The organism is Nocardia sp. NPDC059236 (assembly GCF_042754085.1).
GTDB lineage: Bacteria > Actinomycetota > Actinomycetes > Mycobacteriales > Mycobacteriaceae > Nocardia.
Window position 1 is genome coordinate 20,547 of sequence record NZ_JBHZAF010000034.1, and the last position, 17,443, is coordinate 37,989.

The window sequence follows — 17,443 nt, forward strand, 5'->3', positions numbered from 1 at the left end:
CCCCAGCCTCGGCGGCACCCCGCCGGAGGTATTGAAGAAATGTTCCCGTTCCGGGCCACGGGCCGGGCTGACGTCTGTCCGAATGCCGCCAGCGCGATGGCTGATTCCCGCCGGTCATCGGGGATCGACTGGACCAGAGTAGGTGAGGAAGAGAGAAGGCGACGAAGGAGGAAGCGATGCGCGTGTACACCACGATGGCCAGCCCGGTCGGAGAGTTGCTGCTGGTGGGGGAGCTGCGGGGCGACTCGGTGGAGCTGACCGCGGTGTCGATGGCCGGGAGCAAGAGCCTCCTGGTGGAGGGGGAGTGGACTGCGGACGCCGAAGCGTTCGCCGAGGTGGTGGGGCAGCTGACCGCCTACTTCGCCGGGGAGCGGAGCGAGTTCGATCTCCGATTCGGCAGCGCCGGAACCGATTTCCAGCGGCGCGTGTGGAGTGCCCTGGAAGAGATCCCCTACGGGACCACCACCACCTACGGGGAGATCGCGGCGCGCATCGGCGCGCCCAGGGCAGCCGTGCGCGCGGTGGGTTCGGCCATCGGTGCGAATCCGCTGCTGATCGTGCGACCCTGTCACCGCGTGATCGGCTCCGACGGCTCGCTCACCGGGTACGCCGGGGGAGTGGAGCGCAAGCAGCAACTGCTGGCCCTCGAGCGGGCCGCATGACCACCGCTGCCCTCGGCTCGGTGTGGGCCGGCCGGGTCGCCCAGCAGGAATGGGCGGCCCTGGCCGGTGAGCTCGACGACCACGGCCACGCGCTCACCGGTCCGCTGCTCACCGCCGCCGAATGCCGGACCCTCGCAGGGCTTTACGACGAGGAGGAGCATTTCCGTTCGACGGTCGACATGGCCCGCCACCGTTTCGGCTCGGGCGAATACCGCTACTTCACCCATGACCTCCCCAAGATCGTGGCCGAGCTGCGGTGGGCGCTGTATCCGAAACTGCTTCCCATAGCCCGGGATTGGGCCGCCCGGCTGGGCCGGCCCGGCACCTGGCCGGAACGCCTGGACGAGTGGATCGCCCAGTGTCATCGGGCCGGTCAGGTGAAGGGCTCGCAGATTTTGCTGCGCTACGGTCCCGGCGACTGGAATGCCCTGCACCGGGACCTGTTCGGCGACATGGTGTTTCCGCTCCAGGTCGTGATCGGTCTGGACGCACCGGGCGTGGACTACACCGGTGGTGAATTCCTCATGGTCGAGCAGCGCCCGCGCGCGCAATCCCGCGGCGCGGCCATGGCGCTGCCGCAGGGGCACGGCCTGATCTTCACCACCCGCGATCGCCCGGTGCGCGGCACACGCGGCTGGTCGGCCGCGCCCATGCGGCACGGGGTGAGCCTGGTGCGGTCCGGTCAGCGCCACACCCTGGGCCTGGTCTTCCACGACGCCTGAGAGGGGAGGGCGATGGCGTACACCCTGCTCGGCGCGGACGGCCGCCCGTATGCCAGCCGGACCCCCGGCGTCCTGGGCGGCCATCGCCGCCTGAAGATCTACGGCCGCCTGGACTGTCCGGCCGCGCTGCGCGCCCTCGCCCGCGGCGGCTACACCGCCCACCGGGTCTTCTTCGCGGACGAGGCCACCGCGGTCGCGGCCGGCTATCGCCCCTGCGCGGTGTGCTCGCGGTCGGCCTATCGGGAGTGGCGGGCCGGACTCACCAACTGATCGAGACCGGTTGGTAGCTAATACGCTGGACCCCATGCTGACCACGTTGGCCGTGGAGAACTGCCGGTCCCTGCGCAAACTGCGGGTGCCGCTCGGCCGCCTGAACGTGGTCACCGGCGCCAATGGCAGCGGCAGATCCAGCCTCTACCGCGTCCTGCGCCCGCTCGCCGACTTCGCCCGAATATGGCGCGGTCGCCGGCCTGGCCTGCGAGGGCGGGCTCGAATCGACCATCTTCGCCGGAACACCCCGCTCGTGCCGGCCGATCCGCAACGAGCGCCGGACCTGCTGGCGCTGCGCGAGCGCATTCGCTCGTGGCGCTTCTACGGCCATCTGCGCACCGACACCGCGGCCCCCGCCCGCGCACCGCAGATCGGCACCCGCACCCTGGCCTGCCGAGGATACCCAGCTGGTGGTGGTGAGCCATTCGGACGAACTGATCGGTGTCATCGACGAGTACGCCGACGACGCGACCATGATCGAATTGCTCGAACAGGAAGGCGTGACGACGATGGCGGGACAGGAAACAGCGGATGAACCGCCCTGGTATTGGCTGGACCGTTAGTCGCTCGGTGACGTGGAAACTTATTCTGGGGACGTGAGTGTGGAAACCATCGGTGAACCGGGACCGCTGCCGCGTGGCCGGCACGGGCTGACCCGCGAACAGGTGGAGGCCTCGCAGTACCGGCGCCTGTGCACCGCCGTGCTGGAGGCGGTGGGTGAGCTCGGCTTCGCGGCCACCACGGTCGCCGATATCGTGACCCGCGCGCAGGTGGCGCGCCGCACTTTCTACGCGGTATTCGGCGGGAAGGACGAATGTTTCGCCGCCGCATACGATCTCGCGGTCGGCGCGGCACTGGAACAGTTGCAGGAGACCGTCACCGGCCTCGAAGGCGTGAATTTCGCCGACCGGGTGCGGATTTCCTTCGAGATCTATCTCGGCGTGCTGTCCATGCAGCCCGGTGCGGCCCGCGCACTGTATGTCGAAACCCTGGCGGCCGGACCGGGATTGGTGGAACATCGGCTGCGCGTCCATGAGCGATTCGCGGACTACATCATGGCGGTGGCCCGGGTCGGCGTGCGCGACGGCGATCTGACCGCCGAACCCGATCGGCAGCTGGTCGACATGCTGCTCGGCGGCATCGACGATCGGGTGCGCGCCTGCCTGCACACCAAGGGCGCCCAGGCGCTGCCCGAACTGGCGCCGTTGTTCACCCGCACGGCCATGGCCATTGTGAGCACTCCGGCCCCCTGACGGCTGTTGGTCGCCACAATCGCCCGGCATCCACGCCGGGCCGCGCTGTCACCTGGCACAGCGCCCGTGACACGGGCCACAGCACGCTCCTACGGTCGCAATCGGATTCGACGCGTTCGGTCGGATCCGCTGGACGCAGTAGGAGATTTCATGAGGCCGACCATCCGTACCCTCGGCAGTGCCGTATTCGCCAGTGCCACCGCCTTCGCGGTCGCGTTCTCGACCGGCGTGGCGCGCTCCGAGCCGGATTCCATCGCCGATTCCGGCAGCAGTTCCGGCTCGGCGACCGTCAGCACCGCCTCCGACACCGTCGGCGTGGGCCCGGAGATGTCGTCCTTCCTGGCCGCTTTCGGCTACGGCCTGACCCACCCGGATGCCGCGCCGCCCGGATCCAACGACTGGAACTGCAAACCGACCCCGGAGCACCCCAATCCCGTGGTGCTGGTGCACGGCACCTGGCTCAATACCTACGACAGCTTCTCGTTCCTGTCCCCGCAGGTCGCCCGCGCCGGATTCTGCGTCTACGCCTTCAATTTCGGCCGTGAGACGCCGCTGGGCGGCGGCGGTGTCGGGCCGATCCTGCCGGGCCGCTACGGTGTCGGGCCGATGGAGGACTCCGCCCGGCAGCTCGGTCAGTTCATCGATCGGGTGCTGGCCGCCACCGGCGCGCCCGCGGTCGACGTCATCGCCCACTCCCAGGGCGGACCGGTCACCAGCCAGTACCTGAAATTCGAGGGCGGGCTCGGGAAAGTCGGCAAGGTCATCAGCTTCGGCGCGACCACCCACGGCACCTCGTTGCTCGGCATCGCCACCCTCGGGCGCATCATCACCGATCTCGGCCTGAACATCCTCGGCTTCTACGAGCCGCTGATCGGCCAGGCCAATACCGAGCAGGTCCTCGGCTCGCCGTTCTATGCCAAGCTGAATGCCGACGGCGACACGGTGCCCGGCGTGGCGTACACCGCCGTCGGCACCACCCACGACGAGATCTCCAACCCCTACGAGTGGACCTTCCTCACCCCGGGCCCCGACGCCCCCGTGGAAAACATCACGCTGCAACAGGATTGCCCCGAGGACATCTCCGATCACCTCACCATCATGTACTCGCCCCGGGCGGCCTCCATTGCGCTGCACGCCCTGGACCCGGCCGCCCATCCCGACCTGGTCTGCACCTTCAACCCCTGGATGATCGGCGGCAGCGGGCACATCTGAGCGACGTCCGGGGGCTCTCGCTCCCGAATCACCAGCACGAGGGAGGCCGGGGACTTGCCCCGGCCCTCTGGCTTCTCTCCGAAAGGGACCACGATGACGATCGGCGATGCCGTCGAAACCGGCAGTTTCGCAATGGAATCCGACCTGCCGCGCGGGCATCCTCTACTACCCGGGGAGGATCCGTTCTACCGTTCGCCGATCGACCCGGGATCGGTTGCGCCGGGCACGATCCTGCGGTCGCGGCCGGTGCGGCTCGGCCTGTTCGGGCGCATTCCGCAGCGCGTCCGAGCCTGGCAGTTGCTGTACCGCAGCACCGATCTCAACGGCCGGCCGGAGGCGACGGTCACCACCGTCCTGCTGCCCTGGGACGCGGAACCGTCCGCGGACCGCCCGCTGGTGTCGTTCCAGTGCGCCATCGACGCCGTCGCGCCGAAATGCTTCCCCTCCTACGCTTTACAGCACCGCGCCCGCGCGCTGGGCGCCATCCCGCAGGTGGAGTTCCCGCTCATCGCCGCCGCACTGGCCCGCGGCTGGGCGGTCTCGGTGCCCGATCACGAGGGCATCAACGGCCACTTCGGCGCGGCCCGCGAGCCCGGCCACCGCGCCCTCGACGGACTGCGCGCCGCCCTGCGCTTCGCGCCGCTGAGCCTGCATCCGCGCACCCGAATCGGCCTGTGGGGCTACTCCGGCGGCGGTCTGGCCACGGTGTGGGCGGCCGAACTCGCCGCGAGCTACGCCCCCGAACTCGATATCGTGGGCGCGGTCGCGGGCTCACCCGTGGGCGATCCCGCCTCGGCCTTCGTGCGCCTGAACGGTTCTCCCTTCGCGGGATTCGCGATGGTGTTCACCTCCGGGCTGCGCCGCGCCTACCCGGAACTGGACGGCTGCGTGCAGGGTCTGGTGTCGGCGGAGTACCTCGAACTGCTCGACCGCGCCGAATCGATCGCGACGTTCCCGCTGCTGGCCCGCTATGCCGGCCGAAATGCCAACCGGCACATCAAAGGTGGCCTCGGCGCGCTGCTGACCCGGCCCGAGATGCGGGCGGTGCTCGACGACATCCAGCCGGGCGCGCAGGCTCCCGCCATGCCGCTGTTCGTGGTCCAGGGCGTCAACGACGAGGTGATCGCGGTCGCCGATGTCGATGCGCACGTGCGGCGCTATCACGCCCGCGGCGCGCATGTCCGCTATCTCCGCGACCGGCTCAGCACGCATCTTCCCTTGCAGTTCATCGCGATTCCGGTGATGGTGGACTGGCTGGCCGACCGCCTGGCCGACCGACCGCTGCCGCCGTCGGAGGTGCGCACCGTCTGGTCGGTGGCCGCCTCGCGGCGCGCCCTGTCCGAGCACCGTCACTTCGCCGCGCTGCTGGCGACCATGGTGTCCGGCCGCCCGATCCGCACCCGCTCGGACTTCCGATAGCTGCGCGCCACCAGCGCGGACCGCAGATACCACAGCCCGGACGGCTGGGCCGGATCGAATCCGGTGAGCTGCCCGATCCGTTTGAGCCGATTGTCGACGGTATTGGTGTGCACGCCCAGCACGCGCGCCGTATGCCGTCGGCTCAGGTCGTTGCCGATGTGGCGGCGCAGGGTTTCCAGCAGCTCCGGGTAGGCGTCGAGCGGATCGAGCAGGGTGCCGAGGTATTCGCGGGCCGGGCCCGGCCGGGTCAGCTGGTACTCCATGGCCAGGTCGTCGAAGCGGTGCAGGCCGGGCGCGCACTCCAGGCGGTGCACCATGTCCAGCAGCTCGTGCGCCTGCTCGGCGGCCTCCGGAATGCGATGCGTCTCGGTGTGGATGACGGTGGCGGTCACCGGAACCTGTGCGGCCGTGGACAATCCGTCGACCAGGTCGCCGAGTTCGGCGGGCGTCACCTCGGCCGCGGGCAGCAGCACCGTGCCGCCGTCGGCGCTGAGCAGCGACAGCGCCCGGCCCCGACCGCCGCGGGCCAGCTCGGACTGGACCCGCCGCAGCTTGCGGCGGGCCACCACCTCACCGTCCACCCGGGGATCGTCCTCGCCGGGATGCGACGGAATGCTCAGTGCCAGCACGTAATACGACTCGTCGATCTCGATGCCGCCGGCGCGGGCCATGGTCGAGGCGGGGTGCCCGGCCAGTAGGGCCGACGCCACCGTGTGCACCGCGGTGTGATGCTCGGCTACCACCGCCCGGTGCTCGCGCACATAGGAGACCGCGAACGCCGAATCCACGATGGCCAGCACCTCGAACAGCCGGCGGGCGGTGACCGCGAGCCGGGCGTAGTCCTCGGGCCCGGTGGCGTCCACGATGAGATCGAAACCCACGGCGAAGCCGTCGTGCACGGCGCGGTGGATGGTCCCGATGGGAATACCCTCGCGCGCCCAGTCCGCGCCCGCGCGCTGCAACCGTTCGACCTTGGCGCTCACGTCACGGCCCTCCAGCACCCCGGCCGCGAGTTCCAGGCAGGTGCGGGTGACGGCGGTGACCTCCCCGCGCAGCGCGTCCCCGGGCAGGGTGCCGCAGCGGGCCACGTGTTCGGCGAAGTGCGCGACCAGGGCGGCGGACAGGCCGCGCGCATCGCGCAGCGGTCCGGAAATCGGTGCGGCCGTGAGGGGTTGCGTTGCCTTGATCATGCGCGAATCCTCCACAGCTGTCTGGGAACGCCAGCGTTCCTACTGGCCCGTAACAGTAGCGTGGGTCACCTGGCGCGGCAATATCGATTGACCTCTTCCGCCGTGCACGGCCCATTGTCAGGACGTTTTCCGGCGCGGGTCAGGAGTACGATCGGCCGTATGGAAAGCCCGGTTCCGGCAGCGGACGCCACCGAGATCACCGACAAGCGACTGCTGCGCGGCTCGCGCACCCGCAAGGTGGTGCTCGGCCGGGCCGTGGACATCGCCTCGCTGGACAGCCTAGAGGGCTTGAGCTTCGGTCGCCTGGCCACCGACACCGGCCTCAGCAAGGCGGGCATCCAAACCCTGTTCCGCACCAAGGAAGCCCTGCAGCTCGCCACCATCGACTACTTCCGCACGGTCTTCGTCGACACCGTCACCCGGCCCGCCCGGGCGAAACCCCGTGGCGCCGAACGCCTGCGGGCCCTGATCGAGCTGTGGATCGACTACGCCGCCGGCCCCTGCTTCGAGGGCGGCTGCTTCCAGTCCGCGAACCTGGCCGAATTCGACAGCCGCCCCGGGCCGGTGCGCGACGCGCTGGTGGCCAATCAGCAGGACTGGCTCGACCTGCTGGCCGGTGAGCTGTCCTACGCCTGCGACCACGGCGAAATCGCCGCTCTGGACGCCGATCTGGCGGCCTTCCAGATCGACGCGGTGCTCGCAGCAGCGAATACCGCACTGCGTCTGGGGGACGACAGTGCGGTGTCGAAGGTGCGCCGGACTGTGGAGGGCTTCCTGACCAAACCCTGATCAGCGGTGAGGCCCTTCGGGTTCGGGCCCGCGCACGATCAGCAGCCGGGCTTGGTCCAGAAGGCCGTGCCCTCGACCTGCACCACCGGGCATGCGGTCTTGTCCCGGCTGCGTCCGGCATTGCTGTCGACGGTGCTCACGAGGGCGTCGGCGCGGGCCCGGCCCATCAGCGGGTGGTTCTTCAGGACAGCGTCGACGGTGCCGCCGTCCGCGTCGATGGTGAACGGGCAGGACACCGTCGCCGTTCCGTTTCCCGGCATCGGCTGGACGCCGGTACACAGCGGTGTGGGCATGACGATCCCGTTGACAGTGAGCACCATCTGGTACCACACGGAGATGTCGTCCGGGTGCGACGCGGGGATCGCCGCCGTGCCGAAGGGTTGCCGTGCGCTGGTCAGGGTTTCGATCGCGGTGCAGTCCGGTCCGCACGGGTCGCTCCAGCTGCCCGCGACGGTGATCTCGGTTTCCGAGTCGGTGGCGTTCTCGGTCGCGGTGGCCGCGGTCCGGAGGTCGCGGTAGAGCCCGGCCACCAACGCCGCCGATCGCCGGGATCCGCCGCGGCCCACAATCCGTGCACCGACACCACCGCCGGGTTCTCGACTGTCATTCCTGCCCATCCACATACCGATAGCTCACGCGTTAGCGCCGCGTGCACTATAAGCTGCCCGAAGCTGTGAACGGGGTGCGAAATGGCCTGTCGAGTGGGCGAATTGTGACAGTCACGGCATGATCAGGGAGTGGTGAGTTTTCCCGGCAGCAGTGTCCTCGTAGGGCGGGCGGCAGAGGTGTCCGCGCTGGTCGAGGCGGTGGGTGATCCCGGTACACAGACGGTGTTGATCGCGGGGGAGGCCGGGATCGGGAAATCCCGGCTGGTGGGGGAGTTCACCGAGCGTTTGGACTCTCGCGCGATGGTGCTGCTCGGTCGCTGCCCGGAGCTGGGGACCGGGGGCGTGGCCTACGCGCCGTTTCTGGCGGTGCTGCGCGGGCTCGTGCGGCAGCTCGGCGGCGAGGCGGTGGCCACGCTGCTGCCGCCGCATCCGGCGCTGGCGAACTGGCTGCCGCAGTTGGCCGTTCACACCGGCGGCGCCGCCCCGGAGGCCGACCGCATCCGCCTGTTCGGCGAAATCCTCACGCTGCTGGAGCAGCTGGCCATGACCCGGCCGGTGGTGCTCATCCTCGAGGATCTGCACTGGGCCGATGACGCCAGCCGTGAACTGCTCACCTTCCTGGCCGCCAATCTCGCCGACGCGGACGCCCTGCTGGTCGGCACCTACCGTCCCGGCGAGGCCGGACCGCTGCGCGGCCTGGTCGCCGAACTGCGCCGCAATCCGGGCGTGCGGGTGCTGGAACTGCACCCGCTGACTCGCCATGAGGTGGGCCGCCAGCTCGCCGCCCTGCTCGCCCGCGAGCCCGAACCCCGGCTCATCACCAAGGTTTTCGAACGCAGCGGCGGCAACCCGCTGTTCGTCGAGGCGCTCGGCCAGTGCCCCGACCAGCTGCCCGCCGACCTGACCGATCTGCTGCTCGGCTTCCAATCCGGCCTCTCCGCAGACGCTCTCGCCGTGGTCCCCCCGGCCGCCGTCCTCGGTTCCCCGATCCACCACGAACTGCTGGCCGCCATCGTCGACCTACCCCCGGACGAACTGGACCGCGCCCTACGGGAATTGGTCGACCGCCACCTGCTGCACACCACCGAGACCGGCTACGAATTCCGGCACGGCCTCATCCGCCAGGCCATCTACGATCGGCTGCTGCCCGGTGAGCGCACCCGCCTGCACGCCCGCGCGGCCGCGGCGCTGCGCGCCCGCGGCGAGGCCCTCGACGCCGAATCCCGCGCCGACCTGGCCCGCCACGCCCGCGCCGCCGGGGATCTGGAGCAGGCCCTGCGTGCCTACTGGTCGGCCGCCACCGCCGTCCCCGCCACCCACCCGGAACGCCTCCGGCTCCTCGAACAGATCCTCGTCCTCTGGGATCGGGTGCCCGCTGCCGAGCAGATCCTGCCCACCACGAAACTGGCTGTCCTGGAACAGATCGTCGACGTCGCCGTGGCCTGCGGCGCGACCGAGCGCGGCATCGCCGCCGCCGACGCGGCGCTGGCCCTGCTCGACCCCACCGGCGACATCGCCCCGGCCGAGTCCGCCACCGGAAGTACCGAGTCGAGGTCGGGCCGCCGCTCGGCCGGCCGGGACGACGGCGAGCGCGCCGCCGATGCGGCCGCCGACCGGTGCGAGGTCGAGCGGGTGGCGCGCATGTATCGGCGGCGGGCGTACCTGCGGGGGACCACCGGGGCCGGACCGGGAACGGATCTGGCGCGGGCACTGCAGCTGTTGCCGGTGGCGGGTGCCGGTGCGGAGCGGGCGGAGGCGCTGGTGCAATCGGCCTCCGCGCGGATCTTCCGAGGGGACGCCGCCGGGTCGGCGTCGGACGCCCGTGCCGCGTTGGTTATTGCCCAGCGACTGGGGGCGGACGCCCTCGTGGCGCGGGCGCACGCCCATCTCGGGCTGGCGGGGGCCGCCGCGGCGGAGGTGGCGGGGGATGGTTCATCCGGGCCGGAATCGGCGGTCGCGGACGAAACCGACTGGGCGCTGGATCATTTCGCCGAAGCGCACCGGGCGGCAGCCGCGGCCGGGGACGCGCGGATCGTGGTGGATGTCGCCACCTGGGAATCGGCGGTGCTGGTCGCGGCCGGGCGGTACGAAGCCGCCATCGCCGCCGTCCGGCAGGGACTGCGGGCCGCGCACGAGTCGTTCCGGTTCTCCGAGTCCGCACCGATCCTGTTCGTCAAATGGGCGCAGGCGCTCGCCGCGCTCGGCCGCTGGGACGAGGCCCGGGCCGTGGTCGACGAGACGCAGTTCGACCAGTTGCCGCCGCTCAGCCGGGCGGCGCTGACCCTGTGTCTCGCGCGAATCTCCCTGGCGGAAGGGAACATCGGCGCGGCGCGGGAAGCGGCGGCCGAGGCCGGGCGGTTGCTGGGTGACAGCCGGTGGGCCGCGCAATATCGGCTCGAACTCGTCGCATTGACCTGCGCCGTGGACTCGGCGGCGGGCGACGAGACCGGGGCGGCGGCGGTGCTGGCCGGCGTGCTCGCCCAAGGCGACGGTGCCGCAACCCTGTTCGCGCATCCGCACGACGCATGGCCGCTGGTGGCGCTGGCCGCCCGAACCGCCGGAGCGCCCGCGGAACTGCTCGCGCTGGGTGACACGCTGCCCGCGGTGTCGCCGGTCGATGCCGCCTATCGCGCCGTCTTCACCGCGCGGCTGGCCGGTTCGGCGGCGCGCTGGTCGGAGGCGGTCGCCGCCTGGCGCGCCGTCGAACGGCCGTACGAGATCGCCGCCGCATTCCTGGAAGCGGCGGAATCGTATGCGGCCGAAGGGAATCGAGCGGCCGCAGACCTGGCCGTGCGCGAGGCCGCCGAGATCGCGGCCCGGCTGGGTGCACTGCCGTTGCAGGAGGCGGCCGCACGGCTGGCCGACCGGGCCCGCCTCACCGCCGGGCGAACGGCGGAAGCGCCGAAACCGCACGGCGGCACCGTGTCCGGCCGGCACGGCCTGACTCCGCGCGAGCTGGAGGTGCTGCGGCTGGTCGCCAAGGGCATGAGCAATCGCGGCCTGGCGGCCGAGCTGTTCATCAGCGCCAACACCGCCGGTGTGCACGTCTCCAGGATTCTCACCAAGCTCGGCGTGGCCAGCCGGACCGAGGCCGCGGCCTTCGCACACGACCACGGCCTGCTGGCATCCTCCGGTGACAACGACTGAGGCTCAGGGCAATCGGGCCGGCAGGTCGAAGAGCCGGAAGATCTCCTCGACCTGGTAGGCGATCAGGTTGGTGACCAGGCCGTCGCGAATCGTGAAGACCTGCAGGGTGTGCAGGGCGTACCCGTCGCCGTCGCGGACGTAGGCCGCCAGTGCCGGCTGGCCATTGGCCCCGATCGGCACCAGGCGCCAATCGCTGCCGTTGATGTCGAAGACACGCGCCATGAACCCGATGTAGTCCGCGCGCCCGACGTACCAATTGAGCATGGGCGGCATCTCCATGATCACGTCGTCGGACAGCAGCTTCTCCAGCGCCGCCAGATCGGCATTGCGGAACGCGGCGACATAGCTGTCGACAACGGCCCGCTGCTCGGCGCTCTCGGACACCTCGTCCTCGCGAATACCGCTCTGGCTCAGCGTCTTCCGGGCCCGCTGCAGCGCGCTGTTCACCGCCGCCGGGGTCATGTCCAGCGCCCGCGCCACCTCGGCGGCCGGCCAGTCGAGCACCTCGCGCAGCACCAGCACCGCCCGCTGCCGGGCGGGCAGCTGCTGCATGGCCGCGACCAGCGCCAGCCGCAGACTGCCCTGGGCCACCGCGGCTTCCGACGGATCGCCGAGCAGCGCGTCCGGAATCGGTTGCAGCCAAGGGATTTCCCCGCCGTGCACCAGTGCCTCGCGCGGGTCGTCACCGGGTTCGTGGCCGAGTCCGGAGGGCATGGGCCGCCGACCGCGCTGTTCGAGCGCGGTCAGGCAGGCATTGGTCGCGATCCGGTACAGCCAGGTCCGCATCCCGGCCCGCTTCTCGTCGTAGCTGTCGCGTGCCCGCCAGGCCCGCAGGTAGGTCTCCTGCACCAGATCCTCGGCGTCCTGTACCGACCCGAGCATGCGATAGCAATGCGCGAGCAATTCCCGTCGGTAGCGGCCGGTGTCCGCCTCGAAGTCCACGTTCGCCATGCTCTTGCTCCTCGAATCCGGGCCCCTGCTCCGCGAATCCAGGCCCTGCCGAACTTTGTACACCCGCGGCGATGAATCGGGCACCGCCCGCCGGTAGGTACTCGTGAGCCGCTCACCGCGGCCGCGATCCGAGGAGGAAACCATGACCGACACCGCCGTACAGACCGACCGCGAGGCCGTCCTCGACGTCCTGACCAACCTCTACCGCGCCTGGGCCGCCAATGACGCGGATGCCTTCGTCGCCGACTACGACCCCGACGCCACCACCGTCGTGCTGGGCGTGGTGAACGTGGGCCGCGAGGCGGTCCGGACCTCCATGGCCGCGGGTTTCGCGGGCCCGCTGCGGGATTCGCACACCGTCGACGAACCGCAGTCGGTCCGCTTCCCGGCCCCCGGCACCGCCATCGTGGTCAGCCGCAGCGCGGTGGTGCCCGCCGGGGAGACCGAGCCGCCGGCCGACGGCTGGATCGTGGCCACCTGGGCCCTGATCCAGCGTGACGGCCGCTGGCTGGTGACCTCGTACCACAACTGCCCGGCGTAGCCACCCGAATGTCCGGCGCGTCCCGGACATGAGCGAGCCCCCTCCGGACAGGCCGCCGGAGGGGGCTCGCACACGCGTTCGCGTCGCCGTTACGGCACGACCTCGACGGTGTCACCCGGGTTCAGATAGTTGAAGAACTCGCGCGCCCCATCCGGCGTCATGCGGATGCAGCCGTGCGATTTCTTGTCCACCGGTCCGATGTGGAAGGCGATGTCCCCGTTGAAGAACACCGCGTATTCCATCGGAGCGTTGTGCATGGTGCTCCAGTGGAACGGCTTCTTGAACGACACATGGAACACGCCCGGCGGCGTCTCGAATCCGGGCATGCCGTGCGAGATGGGCGTGGGGCCGAAGACGACCTTGCCGTTGTCCATCAGCCACGCTTCGTTGCTGCCGAGCTTGAGGCAGGCGCGAGTGCCCGCCGTCTGGCACGGCGCGTTGACATCGCTGGGTGCGATGCCGGGGACGATCGCCGGAACACCGGGTACGTCCGGACCACCGGGCCACAATGGTTCGGCTTGCGCGGGCGCCGCCGCGAATCCTGCGACCGCCACACCGGCGATGACCGCCGATCGCGCCGCCAAGCCGAGGGAACTTCTGCTCATCATCGAGTTTCGACCCTCTCCTAACCTTGGCCCGCCGCCCTGTTCGATGCCGCTCTCAGGGCAAAGGGACATTGTTCGTTGGCACAAGCATGGGACCACTGGGTACCGGTGATCATTCTGACTGGTGGAAATCGAGATTCGCGGGATAAACCGCGACAGGCGCGCCGACACGCCCGAATTCACCGAACAGGTGGCAGCGTGCGCTGATTCGGGTCGACTCCGGTCGGCCGGTGCGCGCCATTGTTGGCGACATCCGGGCGCGGCGCGTTGGCGGATCCGCGAATCTGCTGGTCGTCGGGCGGATTGTCGCAGTAGTTCCAGCTGTTGAAGACGGGCACCGTGGCGATGAACGCGGGCACGGTCCGGGTCGGATAGTTGCACCACGGCCGCAGCCAGGCGTCCACGATGGTGTAGAACTCGCCGTCGTGGGCGGGCACGCCCATGGCGGAGGAGCCGACTACCAACGCCGGGAACAGGGCGCGCAGCGCGGGCACCCGCAACAGCGCGGCCCGCACGATGGCGGACATGGTGGTGGCCAGGCTGTGGATCGGATCCATGTTCCGGTCCAGTACCGCATCGGCGATGCCCAGCTGTCCGGGTGCGCGGTCGAGGAGTTGCCGCAATTCGGCGTCGGCGATGCGGGCCTGGTCGACCACGACCGACGCATTGCGGGTCAGCGTGCCGAGATCGGGCTGCGCGTGCGAGGTGGTGCCCGCGATGACGCGCAGATTCTCGATGAGGCTGACCGTCTGCGGCAGCCGGTTGTCCAAACCCGTGGTGGCGATGCTCAATCCGTCGATGAGTCCGCGCAGCTGATCGGGCCCGCCGCTGAGCGCGGTGTCCAGATTATCGAGGATCACCGCCAGCTTGTCCGGATCGATCTGCGCGATGAGCTCGCTGGTGTTCGTCAGCGTCTCGGAGACGGGTGTCGGTGTGGTGATCTTGCCGGGGTTGAACCGCACCACCTGCCCATCGTGCAGATAGGGCGGATTGTCGGTGTTGGGCCGGAAGTCGATGTACTGCTCGCCCGCCGCCGACAGCGCCGAGACCGCGATCTGGGTATCGGCCGGAATCCGGTACCGCTTGTCGATTTCCGCGACCGCCGACACCATGGCGCCGCCGCCGATGATCTGGATCGCCTTGACCGATCCCACCCGGTACCCGCGCCAGGTGACGTCGTTACCCGCCTGCAAACCGCCGGAGCGATCGAGCTGAACGGTGACGGTGTAGGTGCTGCCCGGTGCGCGCACCCGCGCCACATGGATCGCCAGATACGCCGCCCCGACTGCGAGTAGCAGGATCAGAGCAAGGTTCGAGATCAGTGTCTTGTGCCCGTGCAGCACGCTCAAATGGCCCGCCTCCACCGCTGATCAGCGCTAATCGGATCGATGCATAGCAAACACCAGGCGAAACTGCGCGCTATCTAACCACAGTCGGGGCGTGGAATCCGGCGTGGGCGGGCCCGGGCGGGGCGGACCGCCCTCGGGCACAGGGTGAGTGGTGGATCAGGCCGTCCCGTATGCGGCCAGGTGGGCCTCGACGGCCTTCACGGCGAGGCCGACGCCGTCCTCCGCGGCGATCCGGGCGGCGAGCCGAGTGGCATTGTCGCGCAGGGCGGTATCGGTGGTGGCGCGCTTCAGCGCGGCGGTGAGCCGGTCCTCGGACAGCTTCGAGTAGGGGATGGTGGCCGGGCTGACGCCGACATCGATCAGGCGTTGCGCCCAGAACGGCTGGTCGGCGTACACCGGCGCGCCGATGGCCGGCACGCCCGCGCGCAGGCCCGCGGCCGTGGTTCCGGCGCCGCAGTGGTGGACCAGCGCCGACATGCGCGGGAACAGCCAATCGTGCGGCACCTCACCGATGGTCAGTACATCGTCGCCGGCGACATCGAGTTGCAGCCAGCCGGTCTGCACGATGCCGCGCACGCCCGCCCGCCGCAGCGCGGCGCCGATGATCGCCGACATCCTGGCGCTGCCCGCGGCGCTGTCGACCATGCTGCCGAAGCCGAGGAAGACCGGAGCCGGTCCGGCGTCGAGGAAGTCGACCAGGTCGGCGGGCGGTTGCCAGTCGTCGGGGCGCGGCGGCCACCAGTACCCCGTCACCTCCAGGCCGGGCCGCCAATCGCCCGGGCGCGGCACGACACTGGGCGAAAAGCCGTTCAGGATGGGCCATTCGGCCGCGGTCCGGCCGCGGCGCAGGTCGAAGGCCGAGATCGGCGGGAGTCCGAGTGCGCGGCGGAACCCGGCGATGGTGCCGGCGTAGAAGCGGTCGTTGAACCAGGCGCCGAACTCGCCGGCCAGCCGGTTGCCGCGGGCGCCGAAGTCGTAGGCGCCCAGGGCCGCCGGGGCGTGGGCGGCGGTCGCGGACAGCGGCTGGAATCGCAGACCGATCGAGGGGATGCCCTTGGCCTCGGCCAGCGGCAGGCCCGCGTACTCGGTGGGCGGCGGCAGCAGCAGCACGTCGGCGGGTTCGTCGAGCAGCGTCTCGATCATGCCGAGTCCCATGCTGCGAACGCCGCTGGGGGAGGAGAACTTCCAGCCTGCCGCGAGCCGGTTGATATCGGTGTCGGTCATATCGATGTCGATATTGAGCGGCATCTGCCGGAATTCGAGCCCGCACCCGGTGATCTGCTCGGCGAACATCCAATGCGAGGCCACCACGACCTCGTGCCCGGCGTCGCGCAGGCCCACGCCCAGTCCCGTCAGCGGGGCGATGTCACCGCGGCTGCCGATGCCGACCAGGATGATCCTGCTCATCGCACCTCCACGGTCTCGAGGATCGACAGCCACCGGGTGACGATGGCCCGCATCCGCTCGGCCCCCAGTCCGCCGTCGGGCGAGTGCACCGAATAGTGCACCTGCTCAACGCCTTCGGGCTTGCTGGTGCCGAGGAATATGCTCAGATCGAACATGGTCAGCCGGGACTGTTCGCGCGACTGCGCGTCCGGAATCCACACGCCCACATCGCCGAGGAAATTGAAGTAGAACTTGGGGAAGTTGAAGGTCAGGAAATGCGGCCAGCTTTCGGGGTGATGCCAGCACAGCAGGGTGAAGTCCTCCGGGTGCGGCGGATAGGTGGCGATGGCGTCGCGCAGGCGCGTCTCGAGGCCGCCCGATACCGGCCGCAGCAGCCAGGGGTAGTCGTCGGAGATCCAGGCGACCGTGCGCGACAGGTCGGTGCCCGGCCGCAGGCGGCTGTAGCGGCCGTGTTTCTGCACCTGAATGGGCCGTGCCACGCCGGTGGCGTCCTCGATGGCCAATCCCAGTGCCACGAGCAGGATCCGGGTGTAGCTGGCGTCGTAGGCCGCGGGCAGCTCCACCAGCAGCCGCTGGGCCAGCGCGCCGTCGATGACGCCGTCGAAATGTGCCGATTTCGGTGTGGCCGAACGGATCTGCTGATTGGGTTCGCTGTCGGAAGCCGCCAGCCAGTAGTCCCGCTCACCCACCCGGGTGGGCGCGTGGCCGTCGAGGAACTCCGCCCACTCCGAGCCGGTGGTGGTCTCGGGCGCCAGCGAGATCGCCTCTCCCGCTTCCCATTGCCGGACATAGGTGGCGATGTCGTCCCACAGCACCCACATGGCGACACCGTCGATGGCGACGTGGTGGGCGGTGAACAGCAGAATGTTCACGTCGTAGGAGCGGGTGAGCAGTACCGCGGTGACGACCTTCCCGGCGGGCGGATCCAGCCGCAGGTTGGCCCGGGCGGACTCCGCGTCGATCAGCTCCATGAGCGCGCCGGGGTCGAGGCTCTCGATATCGATGGTCCGCACGTCGACGCGGGCCGGGTCGATGACGCCACCGGATTCGGGTTCGATCTCGCAGGCCGCGCCCTCGCCGTAGCTGTAGCGACTGCGCAGGGCCTCGTGCGTGTCGATCAGGGTATTGACCAGCCGCTGAACCTCTTCCAGCCCCATCGCCACCGGCACCGGGCAGGGAATGGTGACACCGAAGACGGCCGGGTCGGGGTCCCAGGTCAGGAATTTCTTGGCGGCGGCCGTGAGCCGGCCGGGGCGCAGATCGGTCATGCTTGTCCTAGCGATCGGGTACTTCGAAGGCGAAAATTGGTGTGGGCCAG

At 70.1% G+C, this 17,443-nt stretch carries 17 protein-coding genes; 10 read left to right on the forward strand and 7 right to left on the reverse strand.

Annotation, left to right across the window (positions count from 1 at the left end):
* The first annotated feature begins 176 nt into the window (after positions 1-176).
* The 7 genes from ACFXIV_RS44875 (at position 177) to ACFXIV_RS44905 (ending at position 5,538) form a co-directional block, all read left to right on the forward strand.
* The gene (locus tag ACFXIV_RS44875) at positions 177-662 is read left to right on the forward strand and encodes a methylated-DNA--[protein]-cysteine S-methyltransferase (RefSeq protein WP_379403586.1); all 486 of its coding nucleotides are present in this window, start codon (positions 177-179) and stop codon (positions 660-662) included.
* A complete protein-coding gene (locus tag ACFXIV_RS44880) occupies positions 659-1,384 on the forward strand; it encodes a 2OG-Fe(II) oxygenase (protein ID WP_379403585.1) in 726 nt (241 codons plus the stop codon). The genes ACFXIV_RS44875 and ACFXIV_RS44880 overlap by 4 nt, the downstream gene beginning before the upstream one ends.
* A gap of 12 nt (positions 1,385-1,396) precedes the next feature.
* Positions 1,397-1,654, forward strand: coding sequence for an Ada metal-binding domain-containing protein (locus tag ACFXIV_RS44885; RefSeq protein WP_357002419.1), 258 nt, complete (start codon positions 1,397-1,399; stop codon positions 1,652-1,654).
* A 413-nt stretch (positions 1,655-2,067) separates the two neighbouring features.
* A complete protein-coding gene (locus tag ACFXIV_RS44890; RefSeq protein ID WP_379403584.1) occupies positions 2,068-2,217 on the forward strand; it encodes a hypothetical protein in 150 nt (49 codons plus the stop codon).
* Between the two features lie 33 nt (positions 2,218-2,250).
* Positions 2,251-2,907, forward strand: coding sequence for a TetR/AcrR family transcriptional regulator (locus ACFXIV_RS44895; protein WP_379385237.1), 657 nt, complete (start codon positions 2,251-2,253; stop codon positions 2,905-2,907).
* A 150-nt stretch (positions 2,908-3,057) separates the two neighbouring features.
* Entirely contained in the window at positions 3,058-4,119 is a 1,062-nt protein-coding gene (locus ACFXIV_RS44900) for an esterase/lipase family protein (protein ID WP_379403583.1), read from the forward strand.
* A gap of 93 nt (positions 4,120-4,212) precedes the next feature.
* The gene (locus tag ACFXIV_RS44905; RefSeq protein ID WP_379403582.1) at positions 4,213-5,538 is read left to right on the forward strand and encodes a lipase family protein; all 1,326 of its coding nucleotides are present in this window, start codon (positions 4,213-4,215) and stop codon (positions 5,536-5,538) included.
* Here the strand turns inward: ACFXIV_RS44905 and ACFXIV_RS44910 are convergent.
* A complete protein-coding gene (locus ACFXIV_RS44910; protein WP_379403581.1) occupies positions 5,469-6,728 on the reverse strand; it encodes a PucR family transcriptional regulator in 1,260 nt (419 codons plus the stop codon). The genes ACFXIV_RS44905 and ACFXIV_RS44910 overlap by 70 nt on opposite strands.
* Positions 6,729-6,887: 159 nt before the next feature.
* On the opposite strand from ACFXIV_RS44910, the gene ACFXIV_RS44915 reads away from it, so the two are divergent.
* Positions 6,888-7,517 carry a TetR/AcrR family transcriptional regulator gene (locus ACFXIV_RS44915; RefSeq protein ID WP_379403580.1) on the forward strand — a complete coding sequence of 210 codons (630 nt, stop codon included), beginning with the start codon at positions 6,888-6,890 and terminating at the stop codon, positions 7,515-7,517.
* A gap of 38 nt (positions 7,518-7,555) precedes the next feature.
* On the opposite strand, the gene ACFXIV_RS44920 is transcribed toward ACFXIV_RS44915, so the two are convergent.
* Complete coding sequence (locus ACFXIV_RS44920; protein ID WP_379403579.1) at positions 7,556-8,134, reverse strand: hypothetical protein; 579 nt, start codon at positions 8,132-8,134, stop codon at positions 7,556-7,558.
* Between the two features lie 120 nt (positions 8,135-8,254).
* Here ACFXIV_RS44920 and ACFXIV_RS44925 point away from each other — a divergent pair, with 120 nt between their 5' ends.
* A complete protein-coding gene (locus ACFXIV_RS44925; RefSeq protein ID WP_379421461.1) occupies positions 8,255-11,272 on the forward strand; it encodes a helix-turn-helix transcriptional regulator in 3,018 nt (1,005 codons plus the stop codon).
* 3 nt (positions 11,273-11,275) lie between these two features.
* Here the strand turns inward: ACFXIV_RS44925 and ACFXIV_RS44930 are convergent, their stop codons facing one another.
* Positions 11,276-12,367 carry a sigma-70 family RNA polymerase sigma factor gene (locus ACFXIV_RS44930; protein ID WP_379403577.1) on the reverse strand — a complete coding sequence of 364 codons (1,092 nt, stop codon included), beginning with the start codon at positions 12,365-12,367 and terminating at the stop codon, positions 11,276-11,278.
* Here ACFXIV_RS44930 and ACFXIV_RS44935 point away from each other — a divergent pair.
* A complete protein-coding gene (locus ACFXIV_RS44935) occupies positions 12,366-12,764 on the forward strand; it encodes an SgcJ/EcaC family oxidoreductase (protein ID WP_379403576.1) in 399 nt (132 codons plus the stop codon). The two genes, ACFXIV_RS44930 and ACFXIV_RS44935, sit on opposite strands and share 2 nt — an antisense overlap.
* A gap of 89 nt (positions 12,765-12,853) precedes the next feature.
* Here the strand turns inward: ACFXIV_RS44935 and ACFXIV_RS44940 are convergent, their stop codons facing one another.
* The 4 genes from ACFXIV_RS44940 to ACFXIV_RS44955 all read right to left on the reverse strand — a co-directional run bounded on the left by ACFXIV_RS44940 (position 12,854) and on the right by ACFXIV_RS44955 (position 17,393).
* A complete protein-coding gene (locus tag ACFXIV_RS44940; RefSeq protein WP_354846312.1) occupies positions 12,854-13,369 on the reverse strand; it encodes a L,D-transpeptidase in 516 nt (171 codons plus the stop codon).
* 179 nt (positions 13,370-13,548) lie between these two features.
* On the reverse strand, positions 13,549-14,712 hold the full coding sequence (locus ACFXIV_RS44945) for an MlaD family protein (protein ID WP_379403604.1): 1,164 nt from the start codon (positions 14,710-14,712) through the stop codon (positions 13,549-13,551).
* A 162-nt stretch (positions 14,713-14,874) separates the two neighbouring features.
* Positions 14,875-16,125: a glycosyltransferase gene (locus ACFXIV_RS44950; RefSeq protein WP_379403575.1), complete on the reverse strand. Its 1,251-nt coding sequence runs from the start codon at positions 16,123-16,125 to the stop codon at positions 14,875-14,877.
* Entirely contained in the window at positions 16,122-17,393 is a 1,272-nt protein-coding gene (locus tag ACFXIV_RS44955; protein ID WP_379403574.1) for a condensation domain-containing protein, read from the reverse strand. The genes ACFXIV_RS44950 and ACFXIV_RS44955 overlap by 4 nt, the downstream gene beginning before the upstream one ends.
* Positions 17,394-17,443: the final 50 nt, after the last annotated feature.